At 33.5% G+C, this 18,623-nt stretch carries 13 protein-coding genes; 2 read left to right on the top strand and 11 right to left on the bottom strand.

Annotated elements, in window-relative coordinates; translation table 11 throughout:
• Positions 1 to 37: 37 nt before the first annotated feature.
• The 5 genes from QE109_RS09255 to QE109_RS09235 all read right to left on the bottom strand — a co-directional run bounded on the left by QE109_RS09255 (position 38) and on the right by QE109_RS09235 (position 8,091).
• Positions 38 to 2,158 carry an EAL domain-containing protein gene (locus tag QE109_RS09255; RefSeq protein ID WP_281094177.1) on the bottom strand — a complete coding sequence of 707 codons (2,121 nt, stop codon included), beginning with the start codon at positions 2,156 to 2,158 and terminating at the stop codon, positions 38 to 40.
• Between the two features lie 217 nt (positions 2,159 to 2,375).
• Positions 2,376 to 3,728, bottom strand: coding sequence for a GTPase HflX (hflX, locus tag QE109_RS09250; RefSeq protein WP_342637126.1), 1,353 nt, complete (start codon positions 3,726 to 3,728; stop codon positions 2,376 to 2,378).
• A 390-nt stretch (positions 3,729 to 4,118) separates the two neighbouring features.
• On the bottom strand, positions 4,119 to 5,945 hold the full coding sequence (locus QE109_RS09245) for a polysaccharide deacetylase family protein (RefSeq protein WP_281094176.1): 1,827 nt from the start codon (positions 5,943 to 5,945) through the stop codon (positions 4,119 to 4,121).
• An 8-nt stretch (positions 5,946 to 5,953) separates the two neighbouring features.
• On the bottom strand, positions 5,954 to 7,372 hold the full coding sequence (locus QE109_RS09240) for an MBOAT family O-acyltransferase (protein ID WP_281094175.1): 1,419 nt from the start codon (positions 7,370 to 7,372) through the stop codon (positions 5,954 to 5,956).
• 44 nt (positions 7,373 to 7,416) lie between these two features.
• Positions 7,417 to 8,091 carry a helix-turn-helix domain-containing protein gene (locus tag QE109_RS09235; RefSeq protein WP_281094174.1) on the bottom strand — a complete coding sequence of 225 codons (675 nt, stop codon included), beginning with the start codon at positions 8,089 to 8,091 and terminating at the stop codon, positions 7,417 to 7,419.
• 182 nt (positions 8,092 to 8,273) lie between these two features.
• Here QE109_RS09235 and QE109_RS09230 point away from each other — a divergent pair, with 182 nt between their 5' ends.
• Together QE109_RS09230 and QE109_RS09225 are read left to right on the top strand one after the other, a co-directional pair.
• Entirely contained in the window at positions 8,274 to 10,727 is a 2,454-nt protein-coding gene (locus QE109_RS09230) for a heavy metal translocating P-type ATPase (RefSeq protein WP_281094172.1), read from the top strand.
• An 11-nt stretch (positions 10,728 to 10,738) separates the two neighbouring features.
• Positions 10,739 to 11,056, top strand: coding sequence for a metal-sensing transcriptional repressor (locus QE109_RS09225; RefSeq protein ID WP_281094171.1), 318 nt, complete (start codon positions 10,739 to 10,741; stop codon positions 11,054 to 11,056).
• Positions 11,057 to 11,145: 89 nt separating this feature from the next.
• On the opposite strand, the gene QE109_RS09220 is transcribed toward QE109_RS09225, so the two are convergent.
• The 6 genes from QE109_RS09220 to QE109_RS09195 form a co-directional block, all read right to left on the bottom strand.
• Positions 11,146 to 12,144 carry a LacI family DNA-binding transcriptional regulator gene (locus tag QE109_RS09220; RefSeq protein ID WP_281094170.1) on the bottom strand — a complete coding sequence of 333 codons (999 nt, stop codon included), beginning with the start codon at positions 12,142 to 12,144 and terminating at the stop codon, positions 11,146 to 11,148.
• A 48-nt stretch (positions 12,145 to 12,192) separates the two neighbouring features.
• Positions 12,193 to 13,278, bottom strand: a complete 1,086-nt coding sequence (locus QE109_RS09215) for an ABC transporter ATP-binding protein (protein ID WP_281094169.1) — start codon at positions 13,276 to 13,278, stop codon at positions 12,193 to 12,195.
• A gap of 32 nt (positions 13,279 to 13,310) precedes the next feature.
• The gene (locus QE109_RS09210; protein WP_281094168.1) at positions 13,311 to 14,219 is read right to left on the bottom strand and encodes a sugar ABC transporter permease; all 909 of its coding nucleotides are present in this window, start codon (positions 14,217 to 14,219) and stop codon (positions 13,311 to 13,313) included.
• Positions 14,219 to 16,312 carry a carbohydrate ABC transporter permease gene (locus QE109_RS09205; RefSeq protein WP_281094167.1) on the bottom strand — a complete coding sequence of 698 codons (2,094 nt, stop codon included), beginning with the start codon at positions 16,310 to 16,312 and terminating at the stop codon, positions 14,219 to 14,221. Before QE109_RS09205 ends, QE109_RS09210 begins: the two co-directional genes overlap by 1 nt.
• Before the next feature lie 13 nt (positions 16,313 to 16,325).
• Positions 16,326 to 16,775: a hypothetical protein gene (locus QE109_RS09200; RefSeq protein WP_281094166.1), complete on the bottom strand. Its 450-nt coding sequence runs from the start codon at positions 16,773 to 16,775 to the stop codon at positions 16,326 to 16,328.
• 117 nt (positions 16,776 to 16,892) lie between these two features.
• Positions 16,893 to 18,239 carry a sugar ABC transporter substrate-binding protein gene (locus tag QE109_RS09195; protein ID WP_281094165.1) on the bottom strand — a complete coding sequence of 449 codons (1,347 nt, stop codon included), beginning with the start codon at positions 18,237 to 18,239 and terminating at the stop codon, positions 16,893 to 16,895.
• Between the last annotated feature and the right edge of the window lie 384 nt (positions 18,240 to 18,623).

The following is an 18,623-nucleotide window of genomic DNA, read 5'->3' as shown; positions in this document are numbered from 1 at the left end:
AGCCCATAAAATCAGAGATTTTATGGGCTTTTTCACTTTATATAATCAATGGCTCAGGTTTGGAATAAACATAGCCTTGAATGATCAAACAGCCACATTCTATAGCTTTTAGTACTTGTTCCTGACTTTCTACACCTTCTGCCACAACATCGCACTCTAAAGCATTTGCTATTTTTACTATAGATTTAAATAAAGCTTCAGAGGTTGGATCTGTTATGATATGGTCGACAAAGGTTTTATCTACCTTTATTTCATCAAATTTAACTTTAGTAAGATAATTAAGTGATGAATACCCCGTCCCAAAATCGTCAAGTGAAATTTTGATACCCATGTTTTTGATTCCTTCAATTTGAATTTTTATTAGATCAAAATCACTAATAAATACGTCTTCTGTTATCTCTAGCATAATCTTTTGTGGATCGATCTTGTATTTTTCAATGCTTGTTTTGATATAATCTATAAAATCCACTTCAAATAATAGATTAGGCGGTATGTTGATAGATAATGAAATTTTATCATTATATTTTTCCTTCAACTTATGAAAATCTTGAAAGCTTGTATCTATAATTAACTTAGTAAATTGAGTCATCAAATTAGCTTTATATAGTAATGGGATAAATTCAGCTGGACTAATGTTCCCAAGTTCTTCAGTAAACCATCGCGCTAAACTTTCAACACCAACCACTTCACCCGTTATTGCATTTACTTTAGACTGATAATTTACCGTAAAGTCATTTTGTTTAATTGCAATCTCTGATAATTCGATAATTTTTGATTCTCGTTCAAGTATTTGATGCATCTCATCATTATATTGATTAATATGAATATGTCCTTTTGTCTTAGAATATTGAAGCGCTATAGAAGCTTTCTTATAAGCTTGATCAAAATCTATTTCACTCCCATCTAAGATTACCAAGCCCATATAAAAATCTAAATGATTGATATAATTATTTTGTTTTAATAGCATTTTTAGTTTTTCAATATATCCATAAATACCAATTTCAATTGATGAAACACTTACATTGTCCATCCATACTGCAAATTCATTACCGCCTACCCTTGCTACAATCAGATCGCTCTCAGTATTTGAGACCATATTATTACCTATAAATTTAATAATTTGATCACCATATTCTGACCCATATATTGAATTGATAAAATTGAAATCTTTAATATCTATAAGTAACAAGGCCCTTTTACCATTAGGACTCGCTAATTTAGAACTTACTGAAATTTTGAAGAAGTACGCATTGGGTAACCCACTTAGGCTGTCATAGTAAGCAAACTGAAGTAATTGATCATCTTTACTTATAAGCTCCGATTGAGATTTAGTGATAGACTCAATCATATTATTAAAACCAGCTACAAGATGTCCCATCTCATCATTACTGCTCTTAAGCTCTATTGTATGATAGTCCCCTAGCTCTGCATTGCTCATAGCATTTACAACTTTTGATAATGGTTTTGTGATCAAATGAATATATTTTCTTGAAAATAAGAATCCTAAAATTACAACAAAAAAGATAATTGCTGCTGTAATTTCTATGATAATAAAAGCTTCTGCATCAAAGTCAGATATATAAGACCCAGCAGTAACGACCCACCCCCACGAAGGTTCATATTTGGAATAGACTATTTTCTTTCCAAGTTTACTAGAGAATGGATACTCCCAAGTATATTCTGTAAATCCACCACCAGTCAGGGCCTTTTCGATCTTATCTTGAACAAGGTAAAACGGTTTAGTCTTTTCATTTTTGTCTTCAAAAAACCAAACATTTTGTCCTTCTAAATTTGGATGCATCAACTCAATTCCTTCTAGGCTATATGCAATATAATAGCCATTTTCGCCAAAATCAATTTGATTGGTAATCAGCCTCGTACCATCTTCTAACAGAGGACCAATCAATTGTACTTTCACTTGTTCTTGAGCTTCTTCTAAAGTAATTGAACCCTTTTTGACTTCTTTGTTCATCTCAGCGATCAATATAAGTGCTGAATTAACACCATTTTTTAGCGTGATTTTACCGCGTTCTATTAAAGCGTTTCTAGCGACATAATAACTAGATAAACCAATCGCCAAACTCGAAACGATTAAAAGTCCTGTTGTAAAAAAAACTAATTTCTTTCTCAAAGTATTAAAATGAATTTTATTTCTCATAAAGGCTCCATCTATAAGTATAAATTTTATGATTATTGTAACATAGCAGTTTGTTTTTACTTATTATTTAATATGTATTTTAGCATCATTATCTATATTAAGTAGATATTAATCACACATTAACAATTATACTTTATTTAGGTATTAAACTCAATGCGTTCAACAATTAAGACCCACTAATCAACAAGAGATAGTGGGTCTTGATTTATAAGATTCTTTATATTGTAACGATATATTTCTCAAGTCTAGCGTGATCATAAGGGCTACATTCAATAGAAAGAATAATATCATCTTCTATAAAACTTGTATCCATTATATAGGTGTTTTCATTGAGATATGAATAAAGCTTGCCATCTTCTGAGGGTATTCTTACCACACATTTGACATAATCTTTAAAAACAGTATCTTTAATCTTATCCACCAACTGATCTATGCCAACATAGCTCTTCGAACTAAGACTAATAGCGTTTTCTGCCTCTAGTTGGTTGAGCTCTTTTTCACTAACCAAATCAATTTTGTTAAGTACATTGACTATTGGAATCTCTGAAGCACCTATCTCATCTAAAGTTTCAAGTGTTACTTTCATATGATTTTTGTAGTTTTCATTAGAAGCATCAATTACATGTAAGAGTAAATCCGCATTCTTAACTTCCTCAAGCGTTGCTCTAAACGCTTTAACGAGCTCGTGAGGCAATTCACTTACAAAACCAACTGTATCTGATAGTGTAAAGGCTTTTCTATCTGGTAATCGGATTTGTCTGACAGATGTTTCTAGCGTCGCAAACAACATATCCTTTTCAAAAACCTTTTTGCCAGCTGTTCTTGAATACAAATCTAACATTGCATTCATCAAAGTTGATTTTCCGGCATTGGTATAACCAACTAAGGCAATATTTGGCATTTGCGCTTCAACACGACTTTTTCTTTGTGTTGTTCTTTCTATTCCAATCGTCTCAATCTCACGATTGAGTTCGTGAATCTTCTGTTCGACTTTTCTACGGTCTAGTTCAAGTTTTTTCTCACCAACACCTTTGTTTTTCGTACCAACACCACCACTTTGTCGGCCAAGCGACGCATATGAGCCGATTAATCGAGGGAGTAAATATTGGAGATGTGCTGCTTCAACTTGGAGTTTGGCTTCCCTAGACTTAGCACGTTTTTCAAATATTTCTAGTATAAGATTGGTTCGATCCACGACTCTAATATCAAGCATTTTTTCAAGATTTCTAAGTTGCGAGGGTGACAACTCGTGATTGATAATGACGAGATTCGCATCGAAAGCTTCAATCGCCATCCTAATCTCATCTACTTTCCCACTACCGACATAATACTGAGCATGAGGTCTTTTTAGATTTTGATCTAGTCTCCCTACACATTTGATATTACATGCTTTAGCTAAGTTGATAAGTTCAGTCATAGACTCTTCATATTCTTTTCGATGATTGATATTCACCCCTACAGCTATTGCCATTTCTTGAGTGTTGTTTTTTTCAAAATAAGTGTTACTTAAATCCAAATTGTTATCATAATCATTTTGTTTATTTTTTTTGTAATTCGTATTTTCAGTCATATAATTCTCCTTTCAGTGCTTCGGACATCTGCCGTAACGCCACCTAATTGGAAACCACTTAGGATGGCATTTAAGCTCGTAATTTGATATAGTTTACAGTTTTTTTAATTAACATGACACTACCTCCTAATTTTGACAAAAAAAGCTGCAAGACAAATGCTTGCAGCTTAATAGACTTACCTATTCAGTTAGGATGCAAGTTTTGATGAACTCACTGTACAACAGCAAGAACTTTGGTATTTAGTTATCGTAATTACCTCTTAATTTCATCATTTTTCGCACCTCACACTTAATTAACTTTACTATACCATATTGTATTTACATTTTCAACCAATTTTTGATATATAAAACCATTGATAGCAGTTATAAATTGGTATAGTGTTGCATCTTTTACTTATAATATGACTCAATTTTGTTTATAATGTCATCACTTGATAACCATTTTGAAGCATCTATCCTTTTTAAACTAAATAGCGAACTAGGATCACGTGTTATACTATTTAAGCCTTCTTCAACAGTCACACTGCCATAATAACCTAGTGTTTTAAGCAAGCCCTCTGTGAAAGGATTATAATAACCATATGGATATGTGAAGAAAGTTGGCCTTTTTTCAATATTAGTGATCATACTTTCTAACATGCGCTTGTGATCATTTTTAAACACTTCAATGTACTTTATCGTATCTTCACCTGGAAGTTGCAAAACACCACTGCGCGATTGCTCATCAGTCTGTAGAGCATGTAAGTCATAGCTATGAGATTGAAATTCTATGATTCCTGACGCACTCATCTCTTTAGCTTCATTCCAGTCAAAGTGCGGGATGATATCACTTTCTTTAACTGCATCATACGATTTTCCCACTGACCATCCAATTAAAGAGATCACAGCTTTCATATCATATTCTTCAAGTAATGGATATGCAATTTCATAGTTACTTAGATATCCATCATCAAAAGTAATGATAAGAGGTTTCTCTGGTAAAGAGACATCATCATATACATAATTGATTAAGTCTTTGTATTGAATTGTCTCAAAGCCTTCAGCTTGATAAGCTTTTAAATCTTCTTCAAACTTATCACGTGTTATATTTTGAGTGTCATCATCATTCGCTAAAATATGGTGATACATCACAATCGGTACATTTACTGACTCTGTATCAGTCTCTTCTACTCTATTTGATAACATTTGAAGTAGTCTCTCTTCAACATTTTGAGCTGTAGTATAATACCCAAAACCATCAACTTCAATTTCATCATTTGAAAACATCTTATGGATCATCAATTCGCCTAAGTTGTTGCGATAATGCATTCTATCATAGAAATTTCTAGCATCATATGATAGCACATTATATCCGGTAAAATCCCAGAAATCTGTTACACTTGCAATGCCTCGCCATAACCTTTGCAAGTCCTCTGTAGCATATCTATCCATTTCCTTATAATACGTTGGGGCAGCTACAAAAGTAAATGAAATCCCTTTTTCTTCTAAATAGGTCTTAATTCTCTTGATAGCTTCGACATTATCATCTATGGCTGTTCCGTATAACGGCCATAAAGGTTCACTAAACTCCGGATATTTAATCAAAAAATCTTCTAAGGAACCCAAATCTTCTTGATCACGTTGACTTTTATTATAAACGCCTAGTTCAGGAACAAAAGTCGAATATGCCATAGGGTTTACCGTTCTTTGGAGTAACCCCTCTAACTTCTTAAAACTATGTTCTAAGTTTAATGTTAAATACTTTGTATAATATTTAACTTTATTTCCTGACAAAACTTTTTCACTTAATTCCGTGTTTATGTTTCTCGGACTTTGATTATAATGGTCAATCTCTTGCATGCTCATGTGGAGAATTATATTTTTCACTTCATAATGTTCAACTAAATAATGGATGGTTTTTTCATAGTCATAAAAATCACCACCATACATCATCATATTATAGAACGAGGCATCCTCAAAATATTGATTGAGTAAAGCTGGTGAAAGTGAACTCGATTTTGACCCCCCTATTACATATGAATTATAGTCCTCATGATGTGTATCAAGATATGCAATCTTAGCTACCCTAGGGTTGTTGTTCATATCATAAGCATAAAAATTGATAAACCTATCACCAAAAACACCAAAAGGATCAATAACTATATTAAAGAGGAATAATGCCAAGCAGCTCAAAATAGCTGCGATTATCATATATTTAAACCATTTGCTCGATTTCATAATGCCTCCTAAAATTGAAAGTATAAAAAGTCAGCCACATTAGACATTTGAAACAAAGACAATATGATCAAAGCGCCAGTAGCAAATGCAAATTTATACGAAGCATCAAATTTTTCGGTAATTTCTTTTGTATTCTTGAAGAAAAATGCAATGATCATACTCAAAAACAACAAAGACAACACATATACGTTATCAACAGTAAAATGCCATAATTCAGATAAAATCGCACTTTTAGCCCACCCGTTATAAACGGTTATATTTACCATTTTTTTCATAACAAAAAAAGCTTCGTGTGTTGAATTTGCTACAAATATAATCCGTGTCCCAACTATACCAACAAAAGTTAAAAACCAAGCTAAAGCTGTTGGTAAAGACCAATTTTTGCGCGTCATAAAATGTACCATACATACAAAAATCCCGTTGATGCCACCCCAAAGCACAAACCTCCAACCTGCACCATGCCAAAAACCAGATACCAAAAATGTCGTCATAACAGCACCGTAAAACCTAACTGAACCAGCGCCACTTTTATAGACTGATCTAAAGACATAATCTGATAGAAATTTGGAAAGCGACATATGCCAGCGTCTCCAGTAATCTCTAAAATTCCTTGATTTATACGGTGAATTAAAGTTTTGTGGCAAGTTAATATTAAAAAACAGTCCTAAACCAATTGCCATGTCTGCATAACCAGATAAGTCAAAATAGTACGAAAATGTATAAGAAAGCGATGAAAACAAAGCCATAAACAAACCGCCACTGTTTACATCGTTAAAGTATGCTTGAGCGAAATGTGTTAGTGGATCTGCGATCATAACCTTTTTAGCGCAACCAAGTGAAAAGATAAATAACCCTAACATAATATTGTGTTTATTAAATTTCAAATTATTTTTATTTTCAAACTGAGGCACTACGTCTTTATGATGAATGATTGGACCCACTATCAATTGAGGGAAAAATGTAATAAAGAGCAAGTAATTAATAAGTGAATACTCTTTCGTTTCTCCTCTATAGCAATCCACAATATAGGCAATCAACTGAAATGTAAAAAAAGAAATTCCAATTGGCAATGCCAGATGAAGCAAATCTAAGTTTGTTTTAAAAACAAAATTAAAGTTCTCAATAAAAAAATCTGAATACTTAAAGTATCCTAATAATGCTATATTTTCTGCAAGACCTAAGCCAAATAAGAGCTTTCTTTTTATGGTAGATTTTTCTCGGACAAGCAAAGTTCCAATCACATAATTATAAAATACCGTAAAAATAAAAAACGGTAAGAAACTCAAGCTCCCCTGTGCATAAAAATAAAACGAGGATAAGACTAGCCAAACTTTTGCAAATTTACTTTGACCAGTCAAATTTAATATATAGTAACCACTAAATACTATCGCTAAAAATAGTAAAAAGCTATACGAAGAAAATATCATTCATGTCACCTTTCTTTCAGAAAAAATACAGCGAAATCGCTGTATTAGAGATAATGTTCAACTTTTATGGCTTTACCAAGTACTTTAATAGATTTAAGTCCAGTCTCAACAACATTCTCATTTTTTCCGGTAGAAATGACGACTTGTGTATTACTAATTTTTTCTATATATCTAACGGCTTTTTTTTGTTCATATTCAATATAATAGATTCCATTACTTGAATAGTCACTTGTATTTTGTAGCGTTATAATATCATCTTTTAATAAACGATGTTGTGGCATTTCAGTATGAGATAACTTAACAAAACTCACTTTATCATACAGGACACCATCAATTTTCTTGCTGATTATTGATAATTCTTTAGTGCCTACTACTTTTCCATTTTCATCTACAATAGGATATGTTTTGATTACGCCTGATAGCGCATCCGCCCATTGACCAGTAGGTGTAATTGCTTTACTTTCTTCCTTAGAAAGTTGTTTTTTTACTTCAGGTTGTTTAACGATAGTCTTCTTCTCTTCTTCTTGATCTTGAAACAAATCAATTTTTTCTCCAAGTATCTTAAGAATTTGTTCTGCTATTTTTTCGTTAATTACTTTTTTACCAGATTCAATTTGTAAAATGTAATTTATATTTTGACCACATGCTTTCGCTAAGTCCTTTTCACTCATTTTAGCTTTTATTCTAGCTTCTTTGATTTTTACTGCTAATCTATTCATATTGCACCTCACTTGTATACTAGTAATATGATATTATAATCCAAGCTATTTTACAATGACATAAGCATTAAATATCCTTGACAATTATACCCCCTAGGGGTATTATATGATTAAACATACCCCCTAGGGGTATATGACAAATAGAAAGTTTAAGTTACTACTTAATATACAAAGGAGTTTTTATGAAAACAGAAGTTTATGATGTTAAAGGCATGACATGCGCATCATGTTCAAGTGCTGTTGAACGCGTTACAGGAAAAATTAATGGTGTTGATACTTCAAATGTAAATCTATCAACTGAAAAATTAACCATTACTTATAATGAAGAAATGGTTACTCAAGATAATATTATTGAATCTATAAAGAAAGCTGGATATGAAGCAAAGCCTAAATCCCTAGATAAAGAGATTACCATTCCAATTGAGGGGATGACTTGTGCATCATGTAGTGCGGCTATTGAAAGGAAGTTATCAAAACAACAAGGTGTATCTAGTATCTCGGTTAATCTTGCAACTGAAGTTGCTCAAATTAAATACAACCCTGATGAAATTAGATTATCAGAAATAAAAAGTCATATCACAAAACTTGGCTATACACCTAAGGAAATCCAAGTAAAAAGAGATGTTGATGAAGATCAAAGAAGAAAAATGGCAGAAATAAACAGCTTAAAGAACCGTTTGAAGCTATCAGCCCTTTTCTCAATTCCACTTTTCTATATAGCAATGGCGCCTATGATTGGATTCCCATTTCCAAGTGCTATCGCGCCAATGGAACATCCATTAATATACGCAGTTATACAGATGCTTTTGGTTTTACCCGTTATATGGGCAGGGCGAAAGTTTTATACTGTTGGTTACAGACAGATATTCCACCTATCACCAAACATGGATTCACTTATTGCTATAGGAACTTCTGCAGCATTACTTTATAGCTTTTTCTCTGTTTACCAAATTGTCTCAGGAGATCATATGGCTGTTGAGCATATGTATTTTGAAACTGCAGGTGTAATTATCACTTTGATCCTACTTGGTAAAACTTTAGAAGCGATTTCAAAAGGTAAAACATCAGAAGCCATAAAAAAATTAATGGGATTGACCCCCAAAACGGCTATCGTTCTCATTAACGGTGAAGAAATTGAGATGCCAGTTGAAGAAATTGAGATTGGCGATATAGTTGTTACAAGACCAGGCGGAAAAATTGCCGTAGATGGTATAATTACAGAAGGTTACTCAACTGTTGATGAATCTATGTTAACCGGAGAAAGTATGCCTATAGACAAACAGATTGACGATTCTGTATTTGCTGCAAGTATCAATAAAACAGGTATCATTAAATACAAAGCAAATAAAGTTGGTAATGAAACAGCACTTGCACAGATCATAAAATTAGTTGAGCAAGCGCAAGGTAGTAAAGCGCCTATCGCTCGTATGGCAGATATCATATCTGGTTATTTTGTACCTGTTGTATTTGGCATTGCTCTTATATCTGCATTGGCTTGGATGTTTTCAGGTCAAGATTTGATTTTTACACTTAAAGTCTTTATAGCTGTTCTTGTAATTGCTTGTCCATGTGCACTTGGCCTTGCAACCCCTACTGCCATCATGGTTGGCACAGGTAAAGGTGCAGAACTTGGTATCCTCGTTAAAAGTGGTGAAGCACTTGAAACTGCACATAAAATTGATACGATTATTTTTGATAAAACTGGCACATTAACCAAAGGAAAACCTGAAGTTACAGACATTATAAGTTATGAGAACTTTACAGATGATGACGTGTTAAGTTATGCATATTCTGTAGAATATGGCAGTGAGCATCCTCTAGCAGTGGCCATCATTAAAAAAGGAATTGAAAGTAACATCAAAAGAAGTGAACTCGCTAAATTTGAAGAAATTCCTGGTCATGGTATCAAAGCTTTAATTAACAATCACACAATCTTACTTGGAAATATCAAATTACTCAGTTCAGAAAATGTCGAGTTTGATTCCTTTGCAACTGATTTTGATCGACTCGCATTAGAAGGTAAAACACCAATGTTATTGGCTGTTGATGGTAAACTGGCTGGGATAATAGGTGCTGCCGATGTACTTAAAGAAAACTCAGTTATAGCGATTAAGAAACTTCATGAGATGAATATTCGTACAATGATGATCACTGGCGATCATAAAAAGACCGCCAAAGCTATTGCAGATTCTGTCGGTATTGATGATATCTTAGCTGAAGTGTTGCCTGGCGAAAAAGCTTCTGCTGTGAAAAAACTACAAGACGAAGGCAAAGTTGTAGCCATGGTTGGTGATGGCATCAATGATGCACCTGCACTTGCACAGGCACATATTGGTATCGCAATTGGATCTGGAACTGATGTAGCCATGGAATCTGCTGATATTGTCCTTATGAGAAACGATCTTTTAGATGTCGTCAGTGCCATAGGGTTAAGTCGTGCTACCATTAGAAACATAAAGCAAAACCTATTCTGGGCATTTATATATAATGTTATAGGAATCCCTGTTGCAGCTGGTGGACTCTATCTATTTGGAGGGCCTTTGCTTAATCCAGTTATAGCTGCTGCAGCTATGTCCATGAGTTCGGTATCTGTTCTTACCAATGCACTTCGTTTAAAAACTTATAAAGTAAAATAAGGTGGTATATGATGAATGAACTTGAAACAACTCCGGTTTGTAACTGTAATCGAATAACGCATCGTTCCGAAAAAGAACGTAAAGCACTACTTAATCGCTGCAATCGAATAGAAGGTCAAATTCGAGGTGTTAAAGGAATGCTTGAAAAAGATGTATATTGTGATGATATTTTAAATCAAATTGCCGCCGCACAATCTGCACTAAATGCTCTTTCTAGGGTGATTTTAGAGAAACATATTAAAACATGTGTGATTGACAGGCTTCAACAAGGTGAAAATGAAGTCATTGACGAATTCATGATAACCCTTGAAAAACTAATGAAAAAATAGTTTATTTCGACAAAATAAAAAGAGTTGATTGTTCAAATATGATGACTTATCATATTGAACAATCAACTCTTTAATTTATAAAATAGTAATTATAATGTTGATTCGCGTTCTACAAGTTCAGTCCCTACAATATAGTGATTAACTGTATTTTCAACGCCTTCTAGTGCCTTGATGAGTAACTTGGCCGCATTATACCCTAGATCCTCTGCTTTGATATCAACAGAAGTAAGGGCTGGATTTTGATATTCTGATAGTGGAATATTGTTAAAACCCGTTACTTTAACATTTAACTCATGCTCTCTAAGGTATTTTAGAACACCAAAACCAAGAAGATCATCAGTCGTTACTACTGCATGAGGCACTTTTATTGCACATATTTTAGCCATAGATTGATAACCATCTTCTTCAGTAAAATCTTTTGCTTCTATAATTAAGTCCTTATTAACTGTTAAATTTCTCAATTCTAAAGCTCTTTTGTACCCTTCTAAACGGTCTTTTGAAAATATATATTTCTGCGGACCACCAACAAACGCTATATCCTGGCAACCCTTTTGTATCAAAGAATTAACAAGGTTATAAGTTGCTTGAAAATTATCATTATCAACCCACATGATGTCGTGAATATTATAAGGTCTACCAACAACAACAAAAGGAAAGGCTTCTTCACTTAAATACTCTATGCATAAATCGTTTTCATATGCCGTAAGTAGAATAATCCCATCTACCCACTTTGAATTCACAAACTCATGTACAAAACTAAGCTCATCTTCAGGACTTGCACCGTAATTGAACATAATTTTGTAATTCTTTTTTTGAGCATATATGCTTATTCCACGCATTGCTTGTATGAAAAAAGGATTTTTAAATAGATTTTCATCTTGATTTGGAATGATTAATCCAAGTGTTTTAGTAGAAGCATTTGCTAAATTTCTTGCTATGGCATTGGGCTTGTATTTTAGCTCGTCCATTGCTGAATAGACAAGTTTTTTTGTTGCATCACTAATTCTAGGACTTTGAGATATGACTCTAGAAACAGTTGATGGGGATACATTTGCTAGTTTTGCAACATCTTTTATAGTAATTGCCATATAACATCACTTCCTTAAAGTAAGTTCAATTTTATAATATTTTGTAATCTAGTTGATTCTTAAACCTGTCACAGTATCAAAAAAGTGTATTGCGCCGACATCAAAACCAAAAGAATGTACTTCATCTACAGCGTATTCAAAGTGACCAGGTGTTGAAATGACTAGCTCAGAACCATTATCTAGTCTTGCGTATAAGATTTTTTCTTTACCAAGCATTTCGACGACATCAACGGTAGCACTGAATGTATCGCCAAACTCCCCACCACTTTCAAAACGTTCTGGTCTAATTCCTACTGAAACTAATTTGCCTTCAAAAGGTTTTAATTTAAGCGCATCGTTAGGACTTGGCGTAATCTCAATCAAGCCATGGTCAGCAACGAATTTTCCTTCTTTTATGATCCCTTCAATGATATTCATCGTTGGAGAACCAATAAACTTAGCGACAAAAATATTCTCAGGTCGATTGTAAAACTCATCAGGTTTACCAGCTTGTTGAATTTTTCCATCATTCATAAGTACAATTTTTGTTGCCATGGTCATGGCTTCAGTTTGATCATGTGTTACATAAATTGAGGTCGTACCAAGAGCCTTATGGAGCCTAACAAGTTCAACTCTCATATGCTCTCTAAGTTTTGCATCTAGGTTTGATAATGGTTCATCCATTAAGAAAACACTAGGTTTTCTTACCATTGCTCTACCAAGTGCTACCCTTTGTCTTTGACCACCAGATATATCAGATGGCTTAGAATAAAGGTACTCCTTGATTTGTAATAGTTCCGCAGCTTCCATAACCCTTTCATCTATCACTTTTTTACGTTCTTTACGCATAGAAAGTGAAAATGCCATATTATCATACACCGTCATATGAGGATATAAAGCATACGACTGAAACACCATCGCAATATCTCGATCTTTAGATGGTACTTTATTCATTCTTTTTTTATCAAACAACAAATCGCCTTCAGTGATTGAATTTAGGCCAGCAATCATTCTTAGCAAAGTTGTTTTTCCGCAACCCGATGGTCCTAGTATAACACAAAAATCTTTGTCTGCAATTTCCAAATTTATATCTTTAAGGGTAAATTCTTCTCTACCCTCATACTTCTTACCAATATTTTTAAGTACTACGTTCATTTTAGCCTCCTAAAATCACATTTTTTAATGACTTAACCTTTAACGGAACCTTGAGATAAACCTGAAACCAATTGTTTTTGAAGTACAATGAATAACGCAACGATTGGAATAGCTGTTAGTAAACCACCAGCTGCAAATGCAGGTTGGTTCATCGTTCTGAAATCATTGATCAAAGTGAAAAGTCCAGCCGCCAATGTATAAGATTCTGGGTTAGTCAGCAATACACGTGGTAATAAATAATCCATAAATGGACCTATAAATGACCAAAGTGCAATAATCGCAAGCATTGGTTTAGCAATTGGCATTATGATCAACCTATAAACTTGCATGCTAGAACATCCATCTATTCTTGCTGCATCATCGAGTTCCGTTGAAATTGAATCGATGTAACCTTTGAGGATAAAAGTATTACTTGCAATCCCACCACCTGCATAGATCAGGATCAGCATCATTTGTCTTGTGAAAAAAGGTGCAATTGATGAGATAACAGAGTGCATTGTAAAGTAAGCTGTAATACCAGCAAATGTTGGAATCGTTTGTATCAGCATAATAGCCATCAGAGATGCCTTTCTGCCTTTAAATCGATATCTGGAGTATGCAAATCCAGTAAAACTAACAATGATCAACGTGATAACCGCTGTCATAATTGCAATAAACAAAGTATTTTTCACCCAACTTAGATACAGTGTTTCGTTGAATAGGTAATCAAAATGTTTTAAAGAAAACTGAAAATTATCATTTAGCATTATATACTGCTCTTGTCGACCATTAAATGCCGAAACAACCATATCAGCGAGCGGTAATAAGATAATAAGCGCCCAAGCAAATAATACAATATAAGATAGAAAAAGCATGAGTTTTCCAACTGTACTTAGAGGTTGTTTATCAGAAAGGTATAGTTTATTTTTCTTATCTGATTTTTTCTTATCTGATTTTTTCATTATAACCTCTCCTCCTTAAATGCTTTTGAGTTCTTAAAGCCAATAAAGGCAAAGAGCATGAGTCCAAGCGATATAACAATTGTTATAGCAGCCCCAATCGATTGATATTGATTTTCCATCGTCAATTTATAGATGTAGGAAATCAATAAATCTGTACTTCCAGCTAAGTTGCCATATTTTGACGGATTAAAAGGTCCACCACCATTAAACAGATAGATGATCGAGAAATTATTAAAATTAAACGTATACTGTCCTACTAGTAAAGGTGCAGTTTGGAAAAGGACAATTGGTATAGTGATACGTTTTAGTTTTTGCCATTCAGTGGCACCATCAATTTGTGCTGCCTCGTATAAATCACCTGGGATTGCTTGAAGTACACCTGTTGATAATAAGAACACATACGAACTACCAAGCCACGTTTGTAGCAAAATCAAAACAATTCTTGAATAAAATGGATCTGTCTTAGCTGTTAACTGGATATTAAAGAAATTATCTAGCAAAGTGGTAATTGAACCATTTTGTGAAAACATAATACTAAAGAACATAATTGTGATAAAAGCAGGAACAGCCCAAGGCAGTAGATAAACAACCCTAAAGAATGTTTTTCCTTTTATACGATCATTGTTAGCTATAATTGCCAGCATAAAACCAACAAATATTGCAAGTGAAGTTGCGCAAACAGTCCAGACCAAAGTCCAACCAAGTATTGACCAGAAAACTGATCCAGCAAGACCAGAACCAGTTGCAATTAATTTATAATTTTCGATACCAACCCAAGTAAACTTAGATTGATGCTTTGGATCCATACCGGTAAAAGAAAGCATAATCGCAGTTGTGATAGGCACAATAACGATAAATACAGTTACAATTAAAGCAGGTAAAGATACCAAATAAGGAAAACCTTCTTGACCAATTTTAGAATAAGACTCAAACCAGTTTCTAGGTCTAATGCCTTTCATTGCATCTTTTTCAACCTTTTTCACATCAAAGTACGACAACATAAGCAAGGCAGCAGAAAACATTAGTAAAAAGATCGCAACAATACCTTCTATCATGAAGATCAGCGATTTATCTACCTTCTTCCCTCCTTCAGCTAAAGAAATAAGTCCCGAAATACCACTGCCTTGATAATTACCAAAACCAAGTGCATAAGGAATTGCAATTACGTATATAAATAGTGTAGCGAATGCAAAAACTATCGCTTTTAAAGCCTGTTTATTGAGAAGTTGACCTATTCCTGGAAATAAAACTGTAATTGCTGAGAAATATGGCTTTGTTTTACTAAGTTCTATAGGGGTTTTTCTTCTTAAATCAGAAATATTAGATTTAAGTACATTTAGTTCTCTTCTAATTCCTTTGTTGAGTACGTATTTTTTATTTTCTATCAACTCTTTTGTAGATTTTTTATCAGATTCATAACTTTTAAGGTTAATCGCCTCAGAACGTTTCTTTTGAAGTTCAATAATACCATTTTTAAGTGCTTTATCAGAAATTAATTTAGAATGTCTCTTTTCTTTTAACTTTAACTTTCCTTCATTAAAAATAGCCTTTTGTTTAGAAGCAAATTCCTTGATTTCTAATTTGACTTTTTTTTCATTTTGAACATCAATTTGTTTCAAATGCGCCTTTGCATTAGTAAGTTCATCTTTTGTTGTTTTATACTTTTGTATAATCTCTGGCAATTGATCTCTCATGATGCAATTACGTTCGTAAGCAAGTGCAGCATCATGTGTTAGAGGAACATATTTTTTATAAAATGAAGCTTTTTCTGTGCTAATAAAGAGATCTTTTTCCATTTTTTTAAGTTTGCCATCAATCGACTTATCTAAATTGCTAACAAATACTTTAACTTTTGCATTCAAAGTAGTAAGGAAATTTTTCTCCTTACTTTTATATGAGGATAACTCCAAATTATATGGATTATTTTTCTTGTTTTTAATAAGTTTTTTTATTGCATCATTTATTTCTAACTTTTCTTCAGCTTTTGCAGTTTTGAGTTTGCTTTGTAGTTTTGCCAGCTCGAGTAAATAAAGGTTTTTACGTGCATACTCGTTGCCTATGTCATCATACAGAAATTCATTATATTTTCCCAAGATCGTCCCACCTTTACTTTGATTTGTTTTCACGGATTACATCAATCAGCGATAATAAGGTCAATAACATAATAACATATCCTAAGATATTGAAATAATAAAAAATAGAATCCAGTCTCAGTTCAACTACGGTATATGCTAATCCACCTATATTTAAGACCGTCCAAATAAATACATATAACTGATTAATTCTGATCTTAATATAAGCATAATACGTATAAATTGCAAATATTACGGGAATAATTATTTTTGAAAAAAAGATGCTTAAATTAATACTAATATAATCATTTAAAAGTAACGTATTGTCACCAATAAGTTGATTTGATTCAACCCAGTCATTAAATAACATTGTATCTTTAACTTTGATCATCGTCTCAAGAGATGATATAAAAATAATAAGTGCACAAGATAATAAGATCAAATAAAGCTTTTTTGTTGGCAGTTTAGTGTTTGTATTCATCATGAATCCTTTCGAATAAAATCTTTAGGTGTCGAGCCCTCAGATTTTGTCACAGAGTAGTTGTGACTCAAAAATAAAAGAGAAGAAAGGCTTAACCTCTCTTCTCTTAAATTTAAGTTATTAGAAGTTTAGCATCATAGCTTTAAATGAAGCTTGAACTTCTGCATAAGCTGCTTCTACATTTGCAGGTTTTACAGCAGCCCAAGAAAGTAATCCGTTTTTCCAAGTATCCCAAACTGAACCCCATTCAGTGAATAAAGGTCTAGCAGGTGCATCTTGATATGACTCAATAACTGCTGCAACTACTGCTTTATCTGCATCAGATAAGTCAGAAGATGCATATACAGAAGGATCTACGTTTTCTAAGATTTTACCAGTTGCTTTAAAGAAATCAACAGCGTATTCTGGGTTAACTACTTCTTCAATAAATCTTTGAGCAAGCATCATTTTAGCATCATCGCCTTCAATTCTTGCGTTAACACCTAATCCCCAGCCACCTTTCCAGTGAGCAAGTGGTTTACCGTTTAAAGTAACTTGATTAATTGGAAGAATTGCTAAATCTTTGCCTTCTCCAGCTAAGTTTGATAAGCTACCTGTTGACCAAGGTCCTTCAAGTCTGATAGATGTTTGTCCACCAGTTGTGAAAGCAGAGTCCATATAGCCCCAAGCTGCGTTGCTATCCCATAAAGAAGTACCAGCTTGATCATGTGCTTGCCAGTAATTGAAAAGTGCTGTAAATACAGCTTGCTTATCAGCTGGTAAGTTTGCCCAATCTTCTGTTAAGTCAGAATATAATGAGCCATCATCATTCATGCCTAGCATTTCAATACTAGCTGAGTTTGCTAATGAAACACCAAACCATGCATCAAATACAGGTACTAACATATCTTCTGGATTTAATGTTGTAAACTCAATAGGTTGTGTTAAATCGATTCCAGCTGCAGCTGCGTTAGCAGTATTCGCGAAATTGATAAGCGTCTCAATGTTCATAGGGAATGCTAAGTAGTCGCCATCGATGTTAAAGTTGCCACCAAGACCAGCGTCATAATCAGCAAATCCACCAACTTTAGCTGCCATTGATTGTGCATCAATAGTTGCTAAAACTTGATTTTGTGCAAGTCCGTAGATTCTGTCAGCAGGAAGTGCAAATACATCTGCTACATCAGAATTTGAAATATCAGTTTTATCAATTGTATCTAAGTGATCAAATGATGCTACTTCGATAAAATCAATTGTTGCATTTGGATTTTCAGCTTTAACTCTGTCAGCTACCGCTTGGTAATACTCTAACCAAGATGTTTCAACTTGAACTGAAATTGAACCGTCAAGTGTTTGAACCGCTTCTGTTGTTGCTTCAGTTGTTGCAGCTGCTGCTGTTGTTTCTTCAACAACTTCTTCTTTGCTACCACAAGCAACTAATGAAAACATCATTACCATGACTAGCAATAAACTTACTAACTTTTTCATTTTAATCCTCCTACATCTCCCATTTAGAACTCGACTTGCATACAATATTTAGCAAATCTCATTTTTTGCTGAAGTTATATTCTCAATCATTTTGAAAACTCAAACACAATCTGTGCATTCGTTTGCACAAAATGGTTAAAAAACAACCTCATTTACGCTCATTATACAATGAATTATTGATACTGGCAACAATTTATTCACACATTTTCACTAAAAAGTACAATTATCTATGCAACCGATAGCACGATTGTATTATTAGTCAAACATGAACTATGACATATTTACCCATCAATATATAAATCAATCTATAATCTTTGCTATAGATGCACAACTAAAAAAAATCTATACACCAAGTAGACAATCCAACTTGAAATATAGATTTTT

Source organism: Fusibacter bizertensis, assembly GCF_029914245.1.
Classification (GTDB): domain Bacteria; phylum Bacillota; class Clostridia; order Peptostreptococcales; family Acidaminobacteraceae; genus Fusibacter_C; species Fusibacter_C bizertensis.
Note: the sequence above shows the minus strand (reverse complement) of the source record. Positions and strands in the feature narration are given on the sequence as shown.